This is a genomic window from Reyranella sp., from assembly GCF_965249915.1.
Lineage (GTDB): Bacteria > Pseudomonadota > Alphaproteobacteria > Reyranellales > Reyranellaceae > Reyranella.
This window is the reverse complement of sequence record NZ_OZ252257.1, coordinates 3,961,216-3,975,259: the sequence shown is the minus strand read 5'-3', so window position 1 is coordinate 3,975,259 and position 14,044 is coordinate 3,961,216. Positions and strand designations below refer to the sequence as shown.

Genomic DNA, 14,044 nt, shown 5'->3' with positions numbered 1-14,044 from the left:
CCGCACCCTGCGGCTCCTACCGGCCCGAGCCCCGGTTGCCACGGCAACACGGGGCGGTGACGTTGCGCGTCACGCTATTCGGCGTACTCGCCTTCCTTGAAGGCGCTGTCGGTGATGCGCTTCAGCAGCTCGGCGTAGTGGGCGAGGGTGCCGACGTCGCCCCAGGTGACCGCGTCGGGCGCGACGTTGAAGTGGTCGTCGCTCAGCGCCTTGAGGCGCGCGAGCATCGTGTCGATCTCTGTCTTCGTCGCGACGTAGGCGTCGAGGGCGGTGCGGCGCATGTCGGTCTCCGTTGTTGGTGACCGCATAAGCGCTTCGATCGCGGCACGAGCCAAGCACACAAGCGGATCATTCGATTGCTTTATTGGGAGCAACACGATCATGGGATTACAAGCGCTGCAGCCACGCATAGCGCTGGCGAATCTGCGCACGGCGGCACTGCCGCCCAAGGTGGCGGACTCGTTCTACTCATCACCGGCGTGGATCGCGATGCGCGATCGCGTTCGACGTGAAGCATGTGGACGATGTCAGGTGCCAGGTTGTGGCCGTATCGAGCGCGGCATGATCGTCGACCACATCGTCGAGCTGAAAGACGGAGGCGCGCCGCTGGATCGAAGTAATGCCCGGTTGATGTGCAGAGCACACCACAACCAAAAAACCATCGCCGAACGCGCGAAGCGCACGGCGCGGAGGCCGGGGGGACCTTGATCCTTGGGGCTTTTGGGGCGCGCTGCCGGACGGGGGCTCACGCGGAGAATTTTTCCCGCCCGCCAATACCGCCACGAATTCGCCCGTACAGGGCCTCGACCTGAAAGGGGACAATGACCGCCAAGAGGGCGACAAGCCGCCGTGCCGACGCAGAATCCGGCGCGGTCGCCGCGACTGAGGCCAGGTGGCCGGCCGACGCCGTCGAACGCCGGCCCGTCGCGGCACTAGTACCGTTTGCGCGGAACGCCAGGACCCATTCCGACGAGCAGGTCGCCCAGATCGCGGCGTCGATCCGGGAATGGGGATGGACGATGCCGGTCCTAGTCGACGAGGCCGGAACGATCATCGCCGGCCACGGGCGCGTGCTGGCGGCCCAGAGGCTGGGGCTGGCCGAGATCCCGGTAATGGTAGCGGCGGGGTGGTCGGAGGCCAAGAGGCGGGCGTACGTGATCGCCGACAACAAGGTGGCGCTGAATGCCGGCTGGGACGAGGAACTGCTGCGGCTCGAACTGGGTGAGCTGAAGGGCCTGGGCTTCGACCTCGGGCTGACCGGCTTCGGCGAGCTCGAGCTGGGCAAGCTGCTGCTGGATGCCGAGGGCGACGGGGATCCGGACGTTGCGCCCGAGCCGCCCGCTGAGCCGATCACGAAGCCTGGCGATCTCTGGATCTGTGGCGAGCACCGTGTGCTGTGCGGCGACGCGACGGTCCGGGCCGACGTCGATCGGCTACTCGACGGCGAACTGGCGGACATGGTTTTTTGCGATCCGCCGTACAACGTGAACTACGCCAACTCAGCCAAGGACAAGCTGCGCGGCAAGAATCGGCCGATCCTGAACGATGCGCTGGGCGAGGGGTTCGAAGCCCTTCTCCACGCCGCCAGCGCCAACATGCTCGCCATCACCAAGGGCGCAATCTACATCTGCATGTCGTCATCGGAACTCGACACGCTGCAGAAGGCGTTCCGCGAAGCCGGCGGCAAGTGGTCGACCTTCGTGATCTGGGCCAAGAACACGTTTACGCTGGGCCGCGCCGACTACCAGCGCCAGTACGAGCCCATCCTGTACGGCTGGAAGGACGGCGCCGATCACTACTGGTGCGGCGCGCGGGATCAGGGCGACGTCTGGTTCTTCGACAAGCCTGTGAAGAACGACCTGCATCCGACGATGAAGCCGGTGGCGCTGGTTGAGCGTGCCATCAGGAACTCTTCGAAGAGCCGGGATATCGTGCTCGATCCCTTCGGCGGGTCAGGCACGACGATGATTGCTGCGGAGCGAACGGGGCGGCGGGCGCGGCTGCTGGAACTCGATCCGCGGTACGTCGATGTGATTGTGCAGCGGTGGCAGGGGACGACTGGTGCTCGTGCCTGTCACGCCCTCACGGGTGACCAATTTCCAACGACTTAAGCAGCCTTCCGCTTGCGTTCCACGGTCTTCGTGGCCCGCCGGGCCGGTGGTTGGACAGCAAGGGAGAAGCCAAGCGACCGGATAACGCCGAGCAGAGTCGTCAGCTTGGGGTCGCCAGTGGGGCTCAGTGTCTTGTAGAGCGCCTCGCGCGTCACACCTGCGCCGCGGGCGACCTCGGCCATCCCCCGCGCTCGTGCAATGACGCCAAGGGCGTTGGCGATGTACCCGGCATCGCCCGACTCCAGGGCGTCGGTCAGCAGCTCAGCCTGAGCCTTGGCAGAACCAAGGTAGCGCGCCGCATCAAAGGCGATCGTCTTCGTAGCCATCTTCAATCCTCCAGGTCCGCCGCCAAAGCTTTTGCCGCCCTGATGTCGCGAGACTGCGTACGTTTGTCTCCGCCACACAGCAGGACAATCATGATCTTCCCCCGTTGTACGAAGTACACTCGGTAACCGGGGCCGTAGTCGATCCGCAACTCGGAGACGCCCTCTCCAACTGGCTTGACGTCTCCGAGGAGCCCCGACTGCAAGCGCACGATACGCTGGGCAATACGCTCAGCAGCGCGCTGGTCGGCAAGTCGTTCCAGCCAGCGGCTGAAGACAACAGTCTGGCGTACCTCGAACACGTGTAACCTCTAGGTTACTGGCGGTGAGGCGTCAACTGCAGATTACAAATGCAACAGTGCGCCGGATGGCACCCAACCATAGGATTTCCAAGTGACCCGCCCTGGACGCGGCCGGCCCTCCCATGTGCCGACCGACGAAACCCGCAATCTCGTGGAATCGCTCTCGGGCTTCGGCATCCCCCAGGACGAGATTGCTCGCCTGGTCGGAATTGACCCCAAGACGCTGCGCTTCCACTACGCCGACCAGATCGAGCTGGGTTCCATCAAGGCTACGGCGAAGGTGGCACAGAACCTGTTCACCATGGCGTGCAAGCCCACTCGTGAAGGCCTGTCGGCTGCGATCTTCTGGCTGAAGGTGCGCGCGGGCTGGTCGGAGTACGCACCGAAGCGCGTGGAAGAGCCTCTGGGCAAGAAGGAGGCGGCCGAACGTGATGCGCTGACGGCAGGCGACGGCACCGAGTGGGGCCGCTTGGTCAACTGAGATGGAGCCGTGGTCGCTGGCCGTACCGGATTGGCGAGATCGCATCCGGGCGGGTCGATCGCTGCTGCCTGATTTGCCGCACCTCAACCGGGCCCAGGCCAACCGGGCGATCGCGATCTTCAACAAGCTGCGGCTGCCCGACGTGATCGGCACGCCGGCGCTGGCGGAGGCGGGGGCGGACTGGTTCCGCGAGATCGTGGGCGCCCTGCACGGGTCGTTCGACCCGGTCGCCCGGGAGCGGATGATCCGCGAGATCTTCCTGCTGGCGCCGAAGAAGTCGAGCAAGACGAGCTACGCCGCGGCGCTGATGGTGACGACGCTGCTGATGAACGAACGGCCGCGGGCCGAGTTCCTGCTGGTGGCGCCGACGGTATCTCTGGCGCACATCGCCTTTAGCCAGGCGCTGGGCATGGTCGACAAGGATCCGGACGGGTTCCTCCGCAAGCGCCTGCACGTGCAGGAGCACCTGCGGAAGATTACGGATCGTCGGACTAAGGCCACCCTGGAGATCAAGGCGTTCGACACGACGGTGCTCACGGGCGTGAAGCCTACCGGTGTACTGCTCGACGAACTGCACGAGATCGCCAAGGTCGCGGCGGCGGAGCGCATCATCGGTCAGCTGCGGGGTGGGCTATTGCCCAACCCCGAGGGCTTCCTGGTGTTCATCACCACGCAGTCGGACGAGCCGCCGCGAGGGGCATTCCGTGCCGAGCTGATGGTGGCGCGCGCCATCCGGGACGGTAAGACCCGGGGAGCGATGCTCCCGGTGCTCTACGAGTTCCCCGAGGACATCGCCAACGACACCGCTGACCCGCCGGCGTGGCAGGATTCGCGGAACTGGTGGATGGTCACGCCCAATCGGGACCGATCGGTCACTATCAGGCGACTAGAGGACGACTGGGCCCAGGCGAAGGCCAAGGGGCAGGGCGAGATCATTCGCTGGGCATCGCAGCACCTCAACATCGAGATCGGGTTGGCCCTGCGGTCCGATCGATGGGTCGGCGCCGACCTCTGGCAACGCGCTGCTGACAAGACCTTGACCCTGGACGTTCTGCTCGAGCGGAGCGAGGTGGTGGTGATCGGCATCGACGGCGGCGGCCTGGACGATCTGCTGGGCCTGGCGGTGCTGGGGCGAGACCGGATCACCCGGCACTGGCTGCTGTGGTCGAGGGCGTGGGCGCACGGCTCGGTCCTCGAGCGGCGCAAGAGCGAGGCCTCGGTGCTGCGCGACTTCGCAGCCGCCGGCGAACTGCGGATCGTCACCAACCTGGGCGACGACATCGCCGAGATCGCGGCCCTGGCCGAGCGTGTCGACGAGAGCGGCAAGCTGGGCTCGGTTGGCCTCGATCCATTCGGCGTCGGCGCCATCGTGGACGCACTGGCCGAGGTGGGGATTGCCGGCAATGACAGGGTGGTCGGCATCACGCAGGGATGGAAGCTCACCGGCGCGATCAAGACTGCCGAGCGCAAGCTGGCGGACGGCACCTTTAGCCATGGCGGCCTCGCCCTGATGGCATGGGCCGTCGGCAATGCGAAGGTCGAGCCCAAGGGCAACGCCGTCGTGATCACAAAACAGGCCTCGGGAACGGCCAAGATCGATCCGCTGATGGCGGCGTTCAACGCGGTTGCCCTGATGGCGATGAATCCTCAGGCCGCTGGCCAGTCGTATCTGCGATCGCGTGAGCTACTTGTTCTGTAGGAACACTCGCGAGGCCCGCTTATTGCGCCGCGGCTCCGGCCGATGGTGCGTCGAAAACCCGAAATATCGCCGTCGCGGTCAGCAGCAACTTATCCCCGGCGCTGGCCTCGGCGTCGAGGAAGGCCATGGTGCGCGTGAGCTTGCGCAGTCGGGCCCGCCCCGAAACCCAGCCACCAGATGGCGCGCCGGCGACGAACTGAACATTGAGTGCCACCGTGGCGCAGAGGCGTCCGGTCTGGACGACCACGGCATGGCCCAGGAACGTGTCCACGAAAGTCGTGACGGCAGCGCCGTGCAGTACGCCGTTCGGATTGCCATGGCGGGCGTCGCTTTGGAAACCGTAGACGAACTCGCCCGAGGGCTCCTTGGCCCAGTAGTAGGGTCCGTTGTGGGCGATGAAGCCGCCGTTCTCGGCAAATGGCGTGAACTCAACATCGGTCAGCTTATCGGTCGGCATGGATGCTCCCTCTGGCGCGGGCAAGATCGCCCGGTTGGTCACAGCGTTCAATGCGACGAGCCGACCCTATCGGCAGTCGAGCCATAGTCTCGCGCTCCTAGAGGAAACCATGATGAAGCTGCTCGCCACCGCCGTACGCACAATCGCAATGGCGGTGCCCAGTCTTGTCCGCGATCTGGCGGGCCTCTGCGGTGTCGGCCTCGTTTCCTACGGCGCGTGGATGATCTACCCGCCCGCCGGCTTTATCACCGGAGGCTTGCTGCTGATCGTCGGCACCCTGCTGATCGCGCTCGGCAACCGCGCAGCCGGTTGATGGAGGGATTGTTCGGCTCCCTGGCGTCCGGCCTGCGACGCCGCGAGCTGAAGACGACCGATGCGGGGAACCTCAGCTGGGCGGCGCTGTTCGGCCAGCAGAACTCGCGTGCCGGCGTGTCGGTCAACGTCGACAGCGCGCTGAAAGTCTCGACGGTGTTCGCCTGCCTGCGCGTCCTGGCCGACGGCATCGCGCAGGTGCCGTTAAAAGTTTACCGGGAGAAGGCCGACGGCTCGAAGGAGCTGGCGAAGGACCATCCGGCCTACCGGCTGCTGTCGCGTCGGCCCAACGAGTGGATGACTTCCTTCGAGTTCCGGCAGGTCATGATGTTTCATGCTGTTCTGCTCGGGAACGGCTGCGCCTATATAGGCCGCATCCGCGGCGTGCCGCGTGAGCTGATCCCGCTGGTGCCCGGCAGCTATACGATCGAGCAGGCGAAGGATTACACGCTCACCTACCGGCTAACCGGCCTGAATGGGCAAACGACGGTCCTGCCCCGCGAGGATGTGTTCCATGTGCGGGGCCCCAGTTGGACCGGCGTCGCCGGCCTCGACGCCCTGCAGGTCGCGCGCGAGGCGGTGGGGCTGGCGATTGCGACCGAGGAAACGCATGCGGCGCTCCACGCCAACGGCACTCAGCCGGGCGGCGTCCTGTCCGTAAAGGGCTCCCTGGACGATGCCGCCCGGGCGCGCCTGAAGGAATCTTGGGCGCAGTACCAGGGCGGGCTCGCGAACCGGTTCAAGACGGCAGTGCTCGACATGGACAGCACTTGGACACCGCTCGGCATGAAGGGGGTGGATGCCGAGCATCTCGACACGCGCCGGTTCCAGATCGAGGAGATCTGTCGTGACCTGAAAGTGTTCCCGCAGATGGTGGGCTACGCCGACAAGACCGCGACCTTCGCCTCGGCGGAGGCGTTCTTTCTGGCCCACGTCATCCACACGCTCAATCCATGGATCGAGAACTGGGAGCAGTCGCTGGCCCGCGACCTCTTCCCCGACGAGGACGACATCGTCGCGAAGTTTTCGATGCAGGGCCTGCTGCGCGGCGACAACGCGGCGCGCGCCACCTTTTATGCCAGCGGCATCACCAATGGCTGGCTGACGCGCAACGAGGCGCGGCGGCTGGAAGATCTGAACCCGATCGAGGGACTGGGCGAGCCGCTTCTGCCCCTCAACATGAGCACGCAGGCCGAACGCGCCGCGCCGCTACCGCCTGGAGGCAACTGACATGCTGCGTACCACCCGGCCGTTCGAGCTGAAGTTTGCGAGCGACACGAAGCCGGGGTCTTTCTCCGGTTACGGCGCGGTGTTCGACAACATCGACAACGGCGGCGACATGATCGTCAAAGGCGCTTTCAGGGACACGCTCGCCGAGTGGAAGGCCAAGGGCAAGATGCCGAAGATGCTGTGGCACCACGGTCTTGGCATGTCGTCGGAGGACCTGCTGCCGATCGGCTACTGGACCGGCATGGAGGAGGACGACCACGGCCTGAGGGTCGAGGGCCAGCTCATCGCCCTGGATACCGACCGCGGCCGCACCCTGCACGAAGGCATGATGGCCGAGGCGATCGACGCCATGTCGATCACCTACTCGGTCGTGGAGAGCTCCTACGGGAAGCTCGCGGGCGAGACCTTCCGCTCCATCAGCAAGCTCGACCTTTACGAGGTGGGCCCCGTGCTGTGGGGCATGAACGAGCAGGCCGGGATCGAGGACGCCAAGGCGTCGAAGAACATCAAGACCATCCGAGATTTCGAAAGCTTCCTGCGGGATGCAGGCGGGTTTTCGATTGCTGCCGCCAAGGCGATAGCCAGCGGCGGTTACAAGGCCAATCCGACCCCTCGGGATGAGGGCGGGACGGCGAAGGAGCTGGAGGCACTGCGCGACCGTGCCGCCAGCGTTTTCTCCCCCTGAACCGAAGGACAGGACAATGAATATGGGCAATCAGCGCCGCATCGAGCGCAAGGACGACAGCGGCCCAAACGTCGCCGCTGAGGTCAAGAAGGTCGTCGACCCGCTGATGACGGGCTTTGAGGAGTTCAAGAAGACGAACGACCAGCGCCTGGCGGAGATCGAGAAGAAGGGGGTGGCCGATCCCCTGACGCTGGAAAAGCTCAACAGGATCGAGGCCGATCTCGCCCGGACCGAAGAGGTGAACCAGAAGCTGGTCGCCATCGAGCGGGAGGCCAAGGCCGCGATCGAGCGCGAGCAGGAGCTGCGCGAGACCATCGACAGGCTGGAACTAAAGCTCAAGCGGCCTCTGGTCGGCGGCGAAGACCTCAAACTGCAGCGCAAGGTCACACACGCGACGTGGGCACGCGCGGCGGTCCTGTCTTCGATGGGGGGAACGCCGCTCTCGGACGAGCACCGCAAGGTGCTGGCCGACGTCGAGACCGAATGCAAGTCGCTCTCGATCCAGAACGACACGACCGGCGGCTACCTGGCGCCTCCGGAGTATGTGAAAGAGATCATAAAGGGCATCACCGAGATGTCGCCGGTTCGCTCCTTGGTCCGGGTCCGCTCGACTGGGGCCAAGTCGATCATGCTGCCCAAGCGCACCGGCCAGTTTGCCGCGCGCCGCGTCGGCGAGCAGGAGACCCGTACTGAGACCACCGGTCTTACCTGGGGCATGATCGAGATCGTGGCTCCGGAGATGTGCGCGCTGATCGATATCAGCCGGCAGAACCTGGAAGATTCGGCGTTCGATCTGGAAGCCGAGCTGCGGCTGGAAGCTGACGAGCAGTTTGCGGTCAAGGAAGGCGCCGAGGTCGTGTCGGGCACGGGCGTCAACCAGTGCGAGGGGTTTTTGACCAATACCGACGTGGGCTCGACAGTCTCGGGGTCGGCGGCCACCGTGGCGGACGCCAACGGCCAAGCGGACGGCATCCTGACCCTGAAACACGCGATCAAGACGCCTTATACGCGCAATGCCACCTGGGCGCTGAACCGGACGACGCTCGGTTCGGTCCGCAAGTTGAAAGATGGAAACAAGCAGTACATCTGGATGCCCGGGATTGCGCTCGGCAAGCCCAACACCATCGACGGCGACCCGTATGTGGAAGTCCCTGACATGCCGAGCGAGGGGGCGAATACGTATCCCATCGCCTACGGCGACTTCGCCCGGGCTTATACGCTGGTCGATCGCCTCGCCATGTCACTCCAGCGCGACAATCTCACCCAGGCCACCAGCGGCAATGTCCGGTTCCTGTTCTGGAAGCGTGTTGGCGGTGCGGTGACGCTGCCCGAGGCCATTCGCAAACTGAAGTGCTCGACCTGATCGGTCGGCACGGACCGGACAAACATCGAAGGCGCGCTTCCATGAGGCGCGCCTTTTCTCATTCTGCATTTAAAGGACTGTCACCATGCAAGACCTGCACAACAACATTCATCTGAAGCGCGGCATCAGCCCCGCTGCCGCCGTCGTCGACAATACCCCGTTCGTATCGCAGATCGCCGACCTTGCCGGCTACGATGCCGCCGAGTTTGCGATCCTGACCGGAGCACTTGCCGACGCCGATGCGACGTTCACCACTCTCGTCGAGCACGGGGACGCGGCCAACCTGTCGGATGCCGCCGCTGTTCCTGATGATCAGCTTCTGGGCCTGGAAACGCAGGCGAGCTTCCTGTTCAGCGATGATGACAAGGTTTTCAAGATCGGCTTGCGCACCAGCAAACGCTATGCGCGCGTGACGATTACGCCGGCGGCCAACACCGGCAATGCCTTCGTCGCGGGCGTGTGGGTGCTTGGCCGTCCGCGCAACCGGCCGACCTCGAACCCGCCGGCCTGATCGGCTCTGATCGCATGAGGAGCCAGTCATGAAGGCGAAGGTCGTCAAGGCATTCATGGGGGCGCCCGATGGCGCCCTCCATCCGCGGCAGTTCGAGGTGTCGGAGCTGGTCGAGGGAGATCTCGCGAGGGTCGCTGTTGCTGAGGGGTGGGCAGACGCACTGGACGCCGCTCCGACGGAGCAAGAACCTCCGCGGCGACGATCGGCGAGCCGGTGAACCCGCCGCTGTTCGAGGTGGTGACGCCGGCAGTCTCCGCGGCGGCCCGCCGACTGACCACGGCGGCGAAGGTCCAGGCAGCGCTCAGAATGGGCGCCGTCGATACGACCCTCATCGAAAGCATCATCGATGCCGTCAGCGGGGAGTGTGTCCGGTTCTGCAATCTGGCCCGCGGCGCGGCCGGTCCCGTGCCTACGTTCGGCCTAGAAGTCGTCCGTGCCACCTGGCTGGCCACCGACATGGACCGTAGTTCCGTCCTGATCCTGCCGTGGCGGACGCCGATCACGACGGTGGGCAGCGTGATCGAGGATGGCACCACCCTCGTCATGAACACCGGCTTCCGGCTGCTTGGCAGCGGCATGCTGGAGAGAATGGCCAATGACACCCCGGTCTGCTGGTCACCCGGCAAGATCGTGGTGTCCTGGACGGCCGGCTGGCCACTGCCCGCGGAGGTGCCGGCCGAACTCGAGGGGCAGGTGATCGAGCAGGTGAAGATGAAGTACCTGGCGACTGACCGGGACCCCGCCCTCAGGTCAGAGAACACGCCCGACATCTGGTCCGGCTCGTATGCCGTCGCCGGCGGCGACAGCATTGGCGAGAGCGGCCTGCTGAAGTCGCTGGAAGTGGCGCTGTCCCCGTTCAAGACGTGGGCGGTGTGATGACTGCTTCGGACACCGCCCGCAATGCTGCCCGTCTGATCGCGCGGCACGGCGAGACGATGGTGCTGAAGCGGGCGAGCGAAGCCACGGCCGTTGTCCTGAAAGGTAAGCGTCTCGTCGGTTCGACGGTTGATGTCGGCGGGTCGGCGGTCCAGCAGGAGTTCCGGATAAGAATCGGAACGACCGAGCTGGCAGCGTCGCCGTGGGCCAGCAAGGCGCCGGGTCGCCACGACAGCATCATCGTTGACGGTCGCGAAAGATCGATCCTCGATGTCCGGCCGCTGGGCGATGCGGGCACGGTCGCACTCTACGAGCTCCTGGTCGCCGGCTGACATGCCGGTGATCGTCGAAGGCATCTCTTCGGAGCAGCTCGGCCGGTCGACGGCGGAATGGGTGCGCGCCGCCACGATAGACGTGGCGAAGCGGGCCCTGCGGGAGGAGGTCGCGCGGGGCTTCGACAACGAGCCCGTGGTCATTACCGACGGCATGCCGCGGCGCGACTATCTGCAGGTAAAGCCGTTCGGCAGGATCGAGTTCGCGGCGCGCACCAGCATGGTGGAGGCGGTTCGCTGGGCGCTGACCGAATTGCAGAAGAAGAGCCCGGTGCTGACGGGGCGATATGCCAGTTCGCACACCGTGATGATCAACGGTGCCGAGGTAGAGGGCAATATCTGGGGTGCGCTGCGCAACGCTCGGCCGACGGATCGCGTCCAGATCGTCAATCCGCAGCCCTACGCCCGAAAGATCGAGGGCGCGACGGCGAATAGAAGAACGGGGCGCGGCAAGCGGGCAGCCCTCAGTCGGCAGGCCAGGAGCGGCGTCTATCGCGTCGTGCTGCGGGCCCTGGTCAACCGGTTCGGCAAGGCGCTGTTCTTCGACTTCAAATACGTGAACCTGAACATCGGCATCAAGGTGTGGGGCAAACGGGGCGCCCGGCGCGTCCAGCGGGATCAGGTGTATCCAGCGCTGCAGTTCTTCATCAAGCCCACGGGGTTGCCCAACTAAGGTCAGGACATGATGTATGGCGTTCATCCGATCGTCAGCGTGCCGCTGGGCGCGACGGCCACGGGCCTGGTTGTCGGCGACCCCCTGCGCATGGCGTTCCGCGACCGGCTCATCGTCTGGTTGGCCGATCTCGGCATCGGCTGGCCGATCAGGGATCTCTACAACACGGGTGACAATCCGGACGTCTCGCAGGGCTTTGTGGTGCTCGATTTTCCGGGTGGCACCGAGGATCAGTACACGTTCGGCGCGCCAGGACTGAACTTCTGGCGCGAGCAGGGCCAGGTGACGCTCTACGTAAAGACCCGGCTCGGCGCCGGTATCGTGGTGCGCAATCTGGCGGAATCCTACGCGAGTGGTCTGCGAGCCCGGTTCCGCAACGACCGCTTCGCTGCTGGCAATGGCACCGTTCGGATCGCTTCGACCGCCCCCATGGGCGGCGGGCACGACGAGGCCGGACTGTGGGTCGAAGCCGTAGCCCTCGGGTACGAGACTTATAACGTCGGCTGAGCCGGTAGAGCACGCGCCGCCGGACGCATCTGATCGCCGCCCACCGGGCGGCTTTTTGTTGTCTAAAATTTGGGAGAAGGCCTCTTGGACAGCGCCAACAAGCAGACCGCCGTCATCGCCGAAGCGACCGTCGGCACCACGCCGGCGACGCCGGCCTTCCTGCTCGCCCGCGACATCCGCGTCAGCGGCGCGCCGCAACGCCCCAATACCCGCTCGCCCGAGCGGCGTCCCGATCGCCAGGCCGCCTCGATGGTGCAGGGTGTCGCGACCTATCCCAAGCAGATCGAGATGCCGTGGGTCCGGGACGCGGCCAGCGACGTGCTGTGGGCCTCGCTCCTCTGCAGCCCCTGGGTGTCCAATGTTCTCAAAGTCGGCTCGGTGCGAAGCGGCACGACGTTCACCCTGGAAGAGAAGTACGAGGGCGGTGCCACCGACCCCTATCGCCGCCTGACCGGCTGCATGGTCGACAACGTCTCGATCGCCTTCCAGAACGGCAACCCGGGCCAGCTCAACTTCTCCCTGCTGGCCCTGGGCGAAAGCACTGCGACGACGGCGATCGTATCATCGACTTACGCCGCGCCGACGCCGGCCTACGATCCCTCGACGCCGGCCGACATCGTGGTCAACAGCCTGTTCGGCCTTGCCTCGCCGAAGGTCCGCTCGCTGCAACTGCAGATCTCGAACAACCTGCAGCAGCAGTACGCCTTCGGTTCGGCCGATCCCTTCGCCATCGGCCTGGGCGAGTTCAACGTGCAGGGCGTGGTCGAGGTCTATTTCAACGCCTTGGCCGACTACTCGGCCTTCGTCGTGAAGCAGACTGGTCAGACACTCGACATCACGATCGGCGCCACAATGAACTTCAAGGACCGGCTCGTGCTGGGCAATTGCGACGTCTTCAACCCGAACGTCGATGATCCCGGCCAGACCGGCGTCCACGCGGTCACCCTGAATTTCCTCGGCAAGTACTACGCCACCGACGCCTCGGCGATGAAGCTCACCCGCAACGTGCCGTAATGGCGGCACCGGAGATCGACATGGAAACAACCGTCCTCATTCTTCAGACCTTTCACCGCTTCGTGTCCGAAGGCGAGGGCAGGCCCGAGCGGAAGGAGCGCTACGCCCAGGGCCAGACGATCAAAGTGTCCAAGGAGGACGCGGCCGACTGGATCGCGAAGGAACTCGCGCGAGAAGCATGATCCCCAAAATCCACAGCTTCCTGTGGCATCCCACTCCCCGGAGCAAGACATGAACCAATTCAAGTTCGGCAATATCGACAAGCTGAAGCGCAACCGCGAGATCGAAGGCGAGAGCGGCACCGAGATCGGCCTGCCCGGCGGCATCTCGCTGATCGCGCTCTGCGCCTCGGATGCCAATCCGGCCTGGCGGCGCGGCGGGGAGGATTTTCTGGCCGAGCTGAAGCGGCTGAGCCGCGCCCACGCCTCGGACGAGCGCGTAAAGCGCTTCCTGGCCGAGCAGCTCGCCCGCATGCTGGTCAAGGACTGGAGCGGCGTCGTCGATGAGGACGGCAATGCCATCCCGTTCAGCACCGATGCGTGCATGGAATTCCTGATCGAGGCCGACGACGCGATCCCCGCCTTGCAGGCGGTCGTCTACGAGACGCAGAATTTCCGTGGCCAGCGTATCGAAGCGATCGTCGACCACGCAAAAAACTGATCCGCTGGGACAGCGCTAACGCTTCCGAGATCGCGGGCTGGAGCGATCGCGCCCGGGCGGGCGATGCCGAGTTCGTCGACCGCCTGCTGTCCCGGCCGCAACCCGACATCGAGACGGCGCCCTACTGGGAAGCCTTTCAGTACCTGACGAGGGACCGGACCCTGGTGTCGCTGTCCCTTGGCCTGGGCGGCGGCCTGGTGCTGCCCCAGCCGATCCCGCGTGAGGCGATCCGGCGATACGGCAGGGCCCTTCGTTTCTCCGGCGAGGAACTGGCCGACTTCGTGGAAATCGTGGCCTGCATCGACGACTTCTGGGTCGCGACCGAGCAGCGCAAGCAGACGGATGCAGCGGTTCGCGCTGCCAGGGGCATGAGCAGGCAACGCTGATCCATGGCTGAAGAAACCAAGATCATCCGGCTGGTCATCGACAGCTCGAAGGCGGTCGATGGGGGGCGGGCGGCGCAGAGGGCGCTGGAACAGATCGAGCGCAGCACCTTCTCTCTGGACAG

General features: G+C 65.2%; 21 protein-coding genes. 17 read left to right on the top strand and 4 right to left on the bottom strand.

Features of this window, described 5'->3' with window-relative positions; all coding sequences use genetic code 11:
* Positions 1-74 precede the first annotated feature (74 nt).
* Positions 75-281, bottom strand: coding sequence for a hypothetical protein (locus ACP15H_RS19700; RefSeq protein WP_425067848.1), 207 nt, complete (start codon positions 279-281; stop codon positions 75-77).
* Here ACP15H_RS19700 and ACP15H_RS19695 point away from each other — a divergent pair.
* Both ACP15H_RS19695 and ACP15H_RS19690 read left to right on the top strand, forming a co-directional pair.
* The gene (locus ACP15H_RS19695; RefSeq protein WP_425067847.1) at positions 280-708 is read left to right on the top strand and encodes an HNH endonuclease signature motif containing protein; all 429 of its coding nucleotides are present in this window, start codon (positions 280-282) and stop codon (positions 706-708) included. The genes ACP15H_RS19700 and ACP15H_RS19695 overlap by 2 nt on opposite strands.
* Before the next feature lie 113 nt (positions 709-821).
* Positions 822-2,111, top strand: a complete 1,290-nt coding sequence (locus ACP15H_RS19690) for a site-specific DNA-methyltransferase (protein ID WP_425067846.1) — start codon at positions 822-824, stop codon at positions 2,109-2,111.
* Here ACP15H_RS19690 and ACP15H_RS19685 read toward each other — a convergent pair.
* The gene (locus ACP15H_RS19685) at positions 2,108-2,437 is read right to left on the bottom strand and encodes an addiction module antidote protein (protein WP_425067845.1); all 330 of its coding nucleotides are present in this window, start codon (positions 2,435-2,437) and stop codon (positions 2,108-2,110) included. The genes ACP15H_RS19690 and ACP15H_RS19685 overlap by 4 nt on opposite strands.
* Before the next feature lie 2 nt (positions 2,438-2,439).
* Complete coding sequence (locus ACP15H_RS19680) at positions 2,440-2,736, bottom strand: type II toxin-antitoxin system RelE/ParE family toxin (protein ID WP_304851220.1); 297 nt, start codon at positions 2,734-2,736, stop codon at positions 2,440-2,442.
* Positions 2,737-2,827: 91 nt separating this feature from the next.
* On the opposite strand from ACP15H_RS19680, the gene ACP15H_RS19675 reads away from it, so the two are divergent.
* Together ACP15H_RS19675 and ACP15H_RS19670 are read left to right on the top strand one after the other, a co-directional pair.
* Positions 2,828-3,217 carry a hypothetical protein gene (locus ACP15H_RS19675; protein ID WP_425067844.1) on the top strand — a complete coding sequence of 130 codons (390 nt, stop codon included), beginning with the start codon at positions 2,828-2,830 and terminating at the stop codon, positions 3,215-3,217.
* 1 nt (position 3,218) lies between these two features.
* On the top strand, positions 3,219-4,916 hold the full coding sequence (locus ACP15H_RS19670; protein WP_425067843.1) for a terminase large subunit: 1,698 nt from the start codon (positions 3,219-3,221) through the stop codon (positions 4,914-4,916).
* Positions 4,917-4,935: 19 nt separating this feature from the next.
* Here the strand turns inward: ACP15H_RS19670 and ACP15H_RS19665 are convergent, their stop codons facing one another.
* Positions 4,936-5,373: a PaaI family thioesterase gene (locus ACP15H_RS19665; protein ID WP_425067842.1), complete on the bottom strand. Its 438-nt coding sequence runs from the start codon at positions 5,371-5,373 to the stop codon at positions 4,936-4,938.
* Positions 5,374-5,482: 109 nt separating this feature from the next.
* Here ACP15H_RS19665 and ACP15H_RS19660 point away from each other — a divergent pair, with 109 nt between their 5' ends.
* The 13 genes from ACP15H_RS19660 (at position 5,483) to ACP15H_RS19600 (ending at position 13,922) form a co-directional block, all read left to right on the top strand.
* Positions 5,483-5,686: a hypothetical protein gene (locus ACP15H_RS19660; RefSeq protein ID WP_425067841.1), complete on the top strand. Its 204-nt coding sequence runs from the start codon at positions 5,483-5,485 to the stop codon at positions 5,684-5,686.
* On the top strand, positions 5,686-6,915 hold the full coding sequence (locus tag ACP15H_RS19655) for a phage portal protein (RefSeq protein WP_425067840.1): 1,230 nt from the start codon (positions 5,686-5,688) through the stop codon (positions 6,913-6,915). Before ACP15H_RS19660 ends, ACP15H_RS19655 begins: the two co-directional genes overlap by 1 nt.
* 1 nt (position 6,916) lies before the next feature.
* A complete protein-coding gene (locus ACP15H_RS19650) occupies positions 6,917-7,600 on the top strand; it encodes an HK97 family phage prohead protease (RefSeq protein ID WP_425067839.1) in 684 nt (227 codons plus the stop codon).
* Between the two features lie 16 nt (positions 7,601-7,616).
* Positions 7,617-8,963 (top strand): phage major capsid protein, encoded by a 1,347-nt coding sequence (locus tag ACP15H_RS19645; RefSeq protein WP_425067838.1) that lies wholly within the window; start codon positions 7,617-7,619, stop codon positions 8,961-8,963.
* 85 nt (positions 8,964-9,048) lie between these two features.
* Positions 9,049-9,474, top strand: a complete 426-nt coding sequence (locus ACP15H_RS19640; protein ID WP_425067837.1) for a hypothetical protein — start codon at positions 9,049-9,051, stop codon at positions 9,472-9,474.
* A 147-nt stretch (positions 9,475-9,621) separates the two neighbouring features.
* Positions 9,622-10,350 (top strand): hypothetical protein, encoded by a 729-nt coding sequence (locus ACP15H_RS19635; RefSeq protein WP_425067836.1) that lies wholly within the window; start codon positions 9,622-9,624, stop codon positions 10,348-10,350.
* Positions 10,350-10,682, top strand: coding sequence for a hypothetical protein (locus ACP15H_RS19630; protein ID WP_425067835.1), 333 nt, complete (start codon positions 10,350-10,352; stop codon positions 10,680-10,682). Before ACP15H_RS19635 ends, ACP15H_RS19630 begins: the two co-directional genes overlap by 1 nt.
* A 1-nt stretch (position 10,683) precedes the next feature.
* Entirely contained in the window at positions 10,684-11,355 is a 672-nt protein-coding gene (locus tag ACP15H_RS19625) for a hypothetical protein (RefSeq protein ID WP_425067834.1), read from the top strand.
* A gap of 9 nt (positions 11,356-11,364) precedes the next feature.
* Complete coding sequence (locus ACP15H_RS19620) at positions 11,365-11,862, top strand: hypothetical protein (RefSeq protein ID WP_425067833.1); 498 nt, start codon at positions 11,365-11,367, stop codon at positions 11,860-11,862.
* 84 nt (positions 11,863-11,946) lie between these two features.
* Positions 11,947-12,876, top strand: a complete 930-nt coding sequence (locus ACP15H_RS19615) for a phage tail tube protein (RefSeq protein WP_425067832.1) — start codon at positions 11,947-11,949, stop codon at positions 12,874-12,876.
* Entirely contained in the window at positions 12,876-13,058 is a 183-nt protein-coding gene (locus ACP15H_RS19610) for a hypothetical protein (RefSeq protein WP_425067831.1), read from the top strand. The genes ACP15H_RS19615 and ACP15H_RS19610 overlap by 1 nt, the downstream gene beginning before the upstream one ends.
* Positions 13,059-13,107: 49 nt before the next feature.
* A complete protein-coding gene (locus tag ACP15H_RS19605; protein WP_425067830.1) occupies positions 13,108-13,536 on the top strand; it encodes a hypothetical protein in 429 nt (142 codons plus the stop codon).
* 164 nt (positions 13,537-13,700) lie between these two features.
* Positions 13,701-13,922, top strand: coding sequence for a hypothetical protein (locus ACP15H_RS19600; RefSeq protein WP_425067829.1), 222 nt, complete (start codon positions 13,701-13,703; stop codon positions 13,920-13,922).
* Positions 13,923-14,044 lie beyond the last annotated feature (122 nt).